The organism is Brucella tritici (assembly GCF_902825325.1).
Classification (GTDB): Bacteria; Pseudomonadota; Alphaproteobacteria; order Rhizobiales; family Rhizobiaceae; genus Brucella.
On record NZ_CADEAR010000045.1, the window covers coordinates 1 to 7,304 of the forward strand.

The following is a 7,304-nucleotide window of genomic DNA, read 5'->3' on the forward strand; positions in this document are numbered from 1 at the left end:
AGACGAACTCATGCTTCAACTAAAAAATTGACCCGCCGCTATAATGATAAGGTGGCGGTTTGGCCTGCCGCCGGTTTCATGGACATCGAGGTAAGATATTCTCCTGAAACCGGAGAGCATGAATGCAAAGACGAATATTCAGCCGCGAGTATAAGCTTGAGGCTGTGAAGCTTGTCAGGGAAAGTGGGGTCACTGTTGAGCAGGCTGCTCGTGATCTTGATGTCCACGAGAATGTGTTGTGCAAATGGGTTCGTGAATACGGCGACGATCCCAGCCAGTCGTTTCCTGGAAAAGGCCAGATGAAGCCGGAGCAGCTTGAGATCGAGAGGCTTCGGAAAGAGGTCGCCAAGCTGAAGGCGGAGCGCGCCCCGAGGGCGTTCTTTTGAAGGGGGGCAATCAAAACTTTCTCACTAACAATTATTGCCCCATACTTGATTACGATTGGCTATTGCCATTTTCGTTGGCATTTTTGCCCCACCAACGATCACAAAATGCGTTGATGTTCTCTGACTGGAAGTCTGGAAGACGTTCGATAATTGTTGCAAAGGGCCAATCCCACCAGGCAATATCGGTAAGCTTCGAAACGATTACAGGTTCAAAGCGTTTCCGTATGAGCTTGGCCGGCACACCGCCGACCACGGTGTAAGGCGCAACATCCTTGCTGACGACCGCGCCAGCCGCCAGAACCGCGCCATTACCTATTTTCACACCGGGCAGTACGATGACCCCGTGCCCGATCCAGACATCATGTCCGATAATCACACAATCAGCGGCGCGTCTTGTGAAAAAAGTCAGATCGCGGTCAGCGTCATGCGAATAATATTCTGGACAATAGGTAAACCGGTGCATGGAGGGGCGGCTCATCGGGTGATTGGGCGCTCCGATCCTGACCTCGGCAGCGACAGCGCAGAACCTTCCAATCACCGCATTTTCGACGATGCAACGTTGGCCGAGATATGAAAAGTCGCCCAGCTCCACGGTGTGGAGTGAAGTATCGTCCAGTATTTCGCAGCAGGTTCCTATTCTGGCGTCCCTCAGTTGTACCGAGGGATGAATAACCGTCTCGGCAATTTTCGGACGGGGAACTGGATATGTGTCTGTCATTTCTGCTCTCCAAGGGTTGAAAACCCCTTTTGTTAGAGGGGTTTCCCCGTGGCCCGTGATCTCGTAGCCAGCAATCTCACGACTTCGATGATAGATGGAGAGGATTGCTCCAGGCACGTTTGCTGTTCTCATCGCAGATTACCAGTCTTGCCCATCCGCCTCTGAATTTTTCCAGAGGAAGCCTTGCATGACGAATGCCTGCTCCCATTACACTTTGCGAGCGGGCAGCCTCGCCGATGAGCCATACCGTGTTTACCGGGCTCATTTCAACATTCAGGAAATCCCCATCGATTTCTACATGATGAAAATCTGGCCCTTGCGATGCATAATAGGCACCAGATTTCAATGCGCAGAGAATCGCTTCCGGTGTATTGGCTTGCGCTTTGACCATGACCCAGCCGCAACAGACTTCCGCCAGGTAACGATGGGCATCATCGGTGGCGATTACGCCCGTCGGACGCCCATTATTGAGAAGCTGGTCGATCAAATAGCCGCCGTCGCCCCGACCGGTCTCTTTGTCGCTAATTGAATTGAAAACTTCGACCGCATGTACCTGCGGCAGGGAGAGCGCATCTTCAAGGGTCAGCCCATACCAGCCGGGATGGGCTATTGAGACAAAGGCACCTGCATCGAGTGCACGCTGGGCAAGCTCACGGCCGGTCTCGTGTGCATGGGGAGGGGCAAAGTCGAGAGGAAGTCCGTTGGCCACCAGGTGCCATATTTCGCCGTTGGCTATGGAAGGAGCATGAAGTTCGGCTCCGTTGAGAGTCGTGAAACCGTCCCGTCGGAAAGCGAATGTGTCTACAATCGGAAAACCATATTGCTCCATGAAATGGTCTGTCAGGCTGATAAAATCATAACCGGCATTTTGGTAGAAAGAGCAGACTCTTTCCGGCGTCGGGTTGCCGTCGGATATGGATGAGTGGCAATGCAGGTTTCCGCGTAAAAAAGTACCGGCAGTTTCGAAGGCTGCGAGCATGGCTGTGCTTTCGTTTAATGTTGGTTGTCGGATAGCTGGAGGGTTTTGGAATATGTCAGGTACGAGGCCCGCGCCGATTTATCACTATCAAGTGTTGGCATTGGCAAGGCGCATACCCGACCGTCTCGATACACGGTAAATTTACGGGGCAGCATTTTGGTGCGCATACCGGGCACCCATTCTTCGGAGGGCGAGGTCATTGCTTTGAACTGCGCTCCGGTCTCGGTTCGCAGCTCGACCGCAAGATGGGTTCCAAAATCTGTCACGCGCAGCACCGTCGCGTCCCATTCGCCATTTGCCCTTTGCAGGCACAGATCCTCGGGGCGGATCGCCAATGTCGCCGGACCGTCGGAAAGCGATACGGGGAGGGCGATGCCACCGGCTCTCAAGCTTCCTGCATGGACATCACCAGCGAGAAGGTTCATCTGGCCGATGAAACCGGCGACGAATTCTGTCTGGGGCTGCCTGTAGACGACATCCGGTCGGTCGACTTGTTCGATCCGGCCGTCGCGCATGATCGCTACTCGATCGGCAAGTGCCAGCGCTTCATCCTGTCCGTGGGTCACGAAAATCATGGTGATCCCCGCCCGATGCTGAATCTCTCTAACCTCTTCTCGTAGTCGCTCGCGCAGATGCTGGTCCAGACTGGCGAAGGGTTCGTCAAGCAGTAGGATTTTAGGTTCCAGAACCAATGAACGTGCCAGGGCTACGCGCTGTTGCTGCCCTCCCGAAAGCTGGCTCGGGCGACGATTGCCATAGCCGGTGAGGCCCACCATATTGAGCGCACGTTCCGTCCTCGTCCTGATCTCTTCACGGCCAAGCCGTCTGAGCTTCAGCCCGAATGCGACATTGGCAAACACATTCATATGTGTCCATAGCGCATGGCTCTGAAAGACCATGCCTGTTGCCCGTCTCTCGGGCGGGACATTCGTAACGTCAGCCCCATCGATCAGGATAGAGCCTGTGCTTGGGCGTTCGAAACCGCCTATCATTCTGAGGACTGTCGATTTGCCAGAGCCGGACGGACCGAGAAGGCAGACGAGTTCGCCTTCGTCGACATTCAGGGAGACATCTTCGACGGCGCGGGTGGAGCCGAATGTCCGGCTGAGGTTTTTAACTTCGAGTTTGGTCATAGCAGGCAGCTCCGTTTTCAGGCCCCTAGCGCCCGGCCTAAAGCCTGGGCGCCGAGAAAGCGGCGGACAGAGATCAAGAGGACGAAGGATGGAACCCACATGATGAGGGAGAGGATTGCGCCGTACTGAACCACCAATTCGGAATTGATGAACCGGATCATCAGAAGCGGGACAGTACGTACTTCAGGTGCACCGATGAGCCATGCGACTTCAGTTTCGTAAAAAGTGTTCACGAAGGTCAGCAGGACGGCTGCGGATATGGCCGGGAGCACCTGAGGCAAGGTTACGGACCAGAACACTCGCAATGGTCGCGCACCGACATCCCGAGCTGCTTCTTCCTGCCGTCGATCCACATTCTGAAATGCTGATACGGGTATCCACACCATGAACATCAGCGTGGAGACCAACTGGATCAGAACGACGCCCCAGAAATTGCCGATGAGCCCGAGGCCGATGAATATTGTCGCAATAGTGATGTACAGCCCGAATTTGGGGAAGGCGTAGACAGCAAGGAACGACATGAACAATAAATTTCGTCCCGGAAAACGCATTCTGGCGAACGCATAGGAAGCAGGCAGGCAGATTATGGTCGACAGTGCCGTCACGATAGCAGCGAGCGATAGCGAGGTGGTCATCGCTTCGCGCACATCTACACGGCCGAGTACGTCATACCAGTACCGCAAGCCGAATTTTTGCGGGATGACGGCAGGATAGCGCCATACCTCGGTGAAAGCCCATACAGCAACATTTATCAGCGGCAGCAGAATTGCGACCGACAGCAGGGCCGCTATCGTCAACCCCTTCCAATCGAACCTTGACGACCAGTGAGAACTTGAAATCACGACGAACCTTCCCTTCTGGTTCGAGCGACAGAACGCACATAGAATATGGCAAATGCTGCGCAGATGATGAACGTCACCACTGCCTGCGTTCGTGCCTGGATCGGATTGTCGGCATCAATGATCGTGCGGCGCATAAACGGCCCCATCATTTCGGGCGCCGCTGGACCGAGCAGGTAAGGAAGGGTGAAGGCTGAAAACAGGCCCAGAATAATGAATGACGCAGCGACCAGCAGTGTCCCGCCGATTCTTGGTAAAATAATATACCAGAAGACAGGGATGTTACCGGCGCCGACATCTCTTGCGGCGTCTATAGAGGCGCGTGAAACGTTTGACAGGCCCGCCAGAATAATGAGCAGGGTCAGTGGGAGGTTATCCCAAACTAGGCCGATAATCGGCCCCCAAGGTGTCAAATAAGGAGAAGGGATTTTGGGAAGCCCTAGCGCCGTCAGAAGCGTGTCAACGGTTCCATTCGGACCGAGGGTGCGTATGAGTGCATAGGCGAGCAGGATAGAGGGTACGAAAAGTGGAAACAGCGCCAATGCCTGAACATAGCCGGCGAGCCGCGTTTCAGAAAAACGTAGATAAAGCGCGATCGGAATGCAAATAGCCAAAAGAAGGATTGTGCAAATTAGCGCAACCCACACTGTCAGCCAGAGATTGCTAAGGCTGAAGCTGTCGGAAAAAAAGAAACGGTACGCGTCCAGACTGAAAACATATCCATTCGTTGCTTCCACGGTCAATGTATCGAAGATCGACAGTATGACCGGATAGATGATCAATGTCAGAACCAATGTGACGGGAATGGCAACGAGGAGGAGGCCCAACAGCCCCCTCCAGAAGATGCCGGATTGTGCTGGGCGCACCCGGAGGGAAGTCGTTTCAACGCTTGACATTGGGTGCTACGGTACGGAACCAGCCGTCATTGATAGCAGCAGCCCATGGGCCACCGGGGAAGGTCGGGATCGATGCCGGTTGCAAGGTCGCATATTTTTCTGCGAGTTCCTTGGGGAGTTTTTCCCAGGTGATTGCAGGAAATGCTCCGATTTCGGTCACTACTTTGGTTTGTATTTCTGGGGAAAGCACCATGTCCGCCAGCTTCAGTGTGGCTTCTAGGTTTCCGGCGTTTGTCGGAACTGTCATTTTGGCGAAACCGCCGGAGAACGCTAGATCCTGAAGCTGAACAAAGCCGATGGTTTCCGGCAATACACCCTTGTTAATGGCATCCAGCGCCATGTCGGACCATACCGGGGCCATGATGACGACACCTTGGGCGAGCAGCTGGATGGACTGCATGTTGTCAGCCGTGTAGGAGCCAGGGCCATAGGTATAGGGAGCGATTTCCTTCAGAATTTCGAAACCCTTTGCCAGAAGCACATCGCTCTCGCCCTTGGCGTAGTTATCGATGCGAAACAGTGAAGGATCGCGACCGTTGGCTTCGTGAATGGCGCGGCGTACGAAATTGCCGCCCGAGCCACCAGTGTCGGGCCGATTGTAGACGAATTGGCCCGGATTGTTCTTCATCCAGGCTACGAGCTCGGTCCAGCTGGTAGGCGCATCCTTCGGGTCGAGTTTTGTCTTGTCATATGCGAGGACAACTTGGGTTCCCCGATAAGGAAGGCCGTAATCTGTTTCCAGGGTGACAGGATTGATGCTCGCATAATTGCTCAGCCCGGCCTTCTTGAAGTCCACCCATAGCCCCTTCTTGATCGCCCCTGCAGGCAGATTGGGATCGTTCTCGTCGAAGAGATCGACTTGAGGATCGGCGGCGGTGCCGAGAGCAGCAAGGGTCCGTTCAACAATCGGCGCAATTGCGTTGCGTGCGCTGACGACATTGAGCTTGTAGCTTGGATAGGCCTTCTCATAGGTCGGCTTGATGATGTTATTCCAAAAATTGATGATGTTGGAATCGCCCGTTATATAAACATCGATACGGTTTGTATCTGCGATGGCGGCCGCCGGCGCTGCCATTAGGGCCGCAGCTACCAGCACGGAACCAATAAACTGTCTGCGTTTCATTTTCGTCTCCAGATCGAAAACAGCGAACGGCACTTTTGCGCCGACGGGCTTTGGGGAATGTCGCATGAGCCGGACGGTGACTCACTGGCGTTGATGTTGGTCACTGGGACGTTAATGTCCCTGAAGAAGGCATTATCTGGAGTCCATGTAATTTGTGTGACAGCTGTAGGTACAGCTTGATTTTTTGGCGATAATCTTCCATTTAAAAGTCGAAATCAGATCGGGGTGCATGTGAAATCACAATGGAAATTAGTTTACGAGAGCCTGAAGTCCGACATTGAGAGCGGAAAGATCGCGCCCGGTGCGCGGCTGCCCACGGAACATGAACTCTCCGGGCAGATGTCGGTTAGCCGTAATACCGTAAGGCGCGCGTATCTCGCGCTTTCCCAAGACGGCGCTATCCGGATCGTCAATGGCAGGGGCAGTTTTGCCATGCGTGCCGACGTCACCTATGAAATCGATGCCGTATCGCGCTTTCGCGATGTGCTGGAGCAACAAGGTTTATCGAGTTCACTGCGGCTGATGGATACGTCAACGGTTCTTGCGGATGATGGGCTCGCAACGAGGCTTCACGTCGATGTGGAAACGCTGGTGCTGTCACAGACCTCCGTCATCATGGGGGATGGGGTGCCATTCATTTTGACGACGCGGTATTTCCCTGCCGATCTGATTGAGAGATTCCAGGAAAAGCTTTTGCAGACGCGTTCGTTCACTCAAGTTCTTGCTGAAGCCGGTCTAGGCGAGCTTCGTCGTAAATCGACAACGGTTGGAGCGCGGCTTGCTGACGAACGCGAAGCCGCACTTCTGGAATGCCCACAGAACGCTCTGCTGCTCGACGTTACCGCCACAGGCGCATTGGCCGACGGGCGAGTGGTGGAATGGCAGCATGCTGTTATGAACAGCCGCCTGATAAAGCTTTCGTTTACAAGCGATTAATGTTTGAGAGGGGTGCGTTAAATCCTGGCCTGCACCACCAGCGAGGCGCATAGCTGGAGAAGACGGGGCAGGCGTTTGGGAATTGAGCAAGGACATGGAGTCGGTCCTGCGGAATTGAGCGAGCGCGTCGACATTATTCGCACCACCCCAGTCACAGACTAGGATCGGGACTTTATCACGTTGTTGTTATAATTAAGTTTTACACAAGGAGGAGATTATGAGCACTGAGCTTTTCTGGCTTTCTGTTGCTGACTGATCGGCTCTTGAACTGCACCTGTGTTGATTGCCGCTGAG

7 protein-coding genes and 1 pseudogene are annotated in these 7,304 nt (G+C 54.1%); 2 read left to right on the forward strand and 6 right to left on the reverse strand.

The window, feature by feature from the left end; translation table 11 throughout:
• Positions 1–122: 122 nt before the first annotated feature.
• Positions 123–365: pseudogene (locus HWX93_RS22205) on the forward strand (transposase); the annotation flags it as partial.
• A 70-nt stretch (positions 366–435) separates the two neighbouring features.
• Here HWX93_RS22205 and HWX93_RS22210 read toward each other — a convergent pair.
• The 6 genes from HWX93_RS22210 to HWX93_RS22235 all read right to left on the reverse strand — a co-directional run bounded on the left by HWX93_RS22210 (position 436) and on the right by HWX93_RS22235 (position 6,074).
• Positions 436–1,104, reverse strand: coding sequence for a DapH/DapD/GlmU-related protein (locus HWX93_RS22210; RefSeq protein ID WP_176038759.1), 669 nt, complete (start codon positions 1,102–1,104; stop codon positions 436–438).
• 76 nt (positions 1,105–1,180) lie between these two features.
• A complete protein-coding gene (locus HWX93_RS22215) occupies positions 1,181–2,083 on the reverse strand; it encodes a CehA/McbA family metallohydrolase (protein WP_176038755.1) in 903 nt (300 codons plus the stop codon).
• A 14-nt stretch (positions 2,084–2,097) separates the two neighbouring features.
• Entirely contained in the window at positions 2,098–3,216 is a 1,119-nt protein-coding gene (locus HWX93_RS22220) for an ABC transporter ATP-binding protein (RefSeq protein ID WP_176038756.1), read from the reverse strand.
• Positions 3,217–3,233: 17 nt separating this feature from the next.
• On the reverse strand, positions 3,234–4,058 hold the full coding sequence (locus HWX93_RS22225; RefSeq protein ID WP_176038757.1) for an ABC transporter permease: 825 nt from the start codon (positions 4,056–4,058) through the stop codon (positions 3,234–3,236).
• On the reverse strand, positions 4,055–4,951 hold the full coding sequence (locus HWX93_RS22230) for an ABC transporter permease (RefSeq protein ID WP_131390065.1): 897 nt from the start codon (positions 4,949–4,951) through the stop codon (positions 4,055–4,057). Before HWX93_RS22230 ends, HWX93_RS22225 begins: the two co-directional genes overlap by 4 nt.
• Positions 4,938–6,074, reverse strand: a complete 1,137-nt coding sequence (locus tag HWX93_RS22235; RefSeq protein ID WP_131390067.1) for an extracellular solute-binding protein — start codon at positions 6,072–6,074, stop codon at positions 4,938–4,940. Before HWX93_RS22235 ends, HWX93_RS22230 begins: the two co-directional genes overlap by 14 nt.
• 231 nt (positions 6,075–6,305) lie before the next feature.
• Between HWX93_RS22235 and HWX93_RS22240 the strand changes: the two genes are divergently transcribed.
• Complete coding sequence (locus tag HWX93_RS22240; RefSeq protein WP_176038758.1) at positions 6,306–7,010, forward strand: GntR family transcriptional regulator; 705 nt, start codon at positions 6,306–6,308, stop codon at positions 7,008–7,010.
• Positions 7,011–7,304 lie beyond the last annotated feature (294 nt).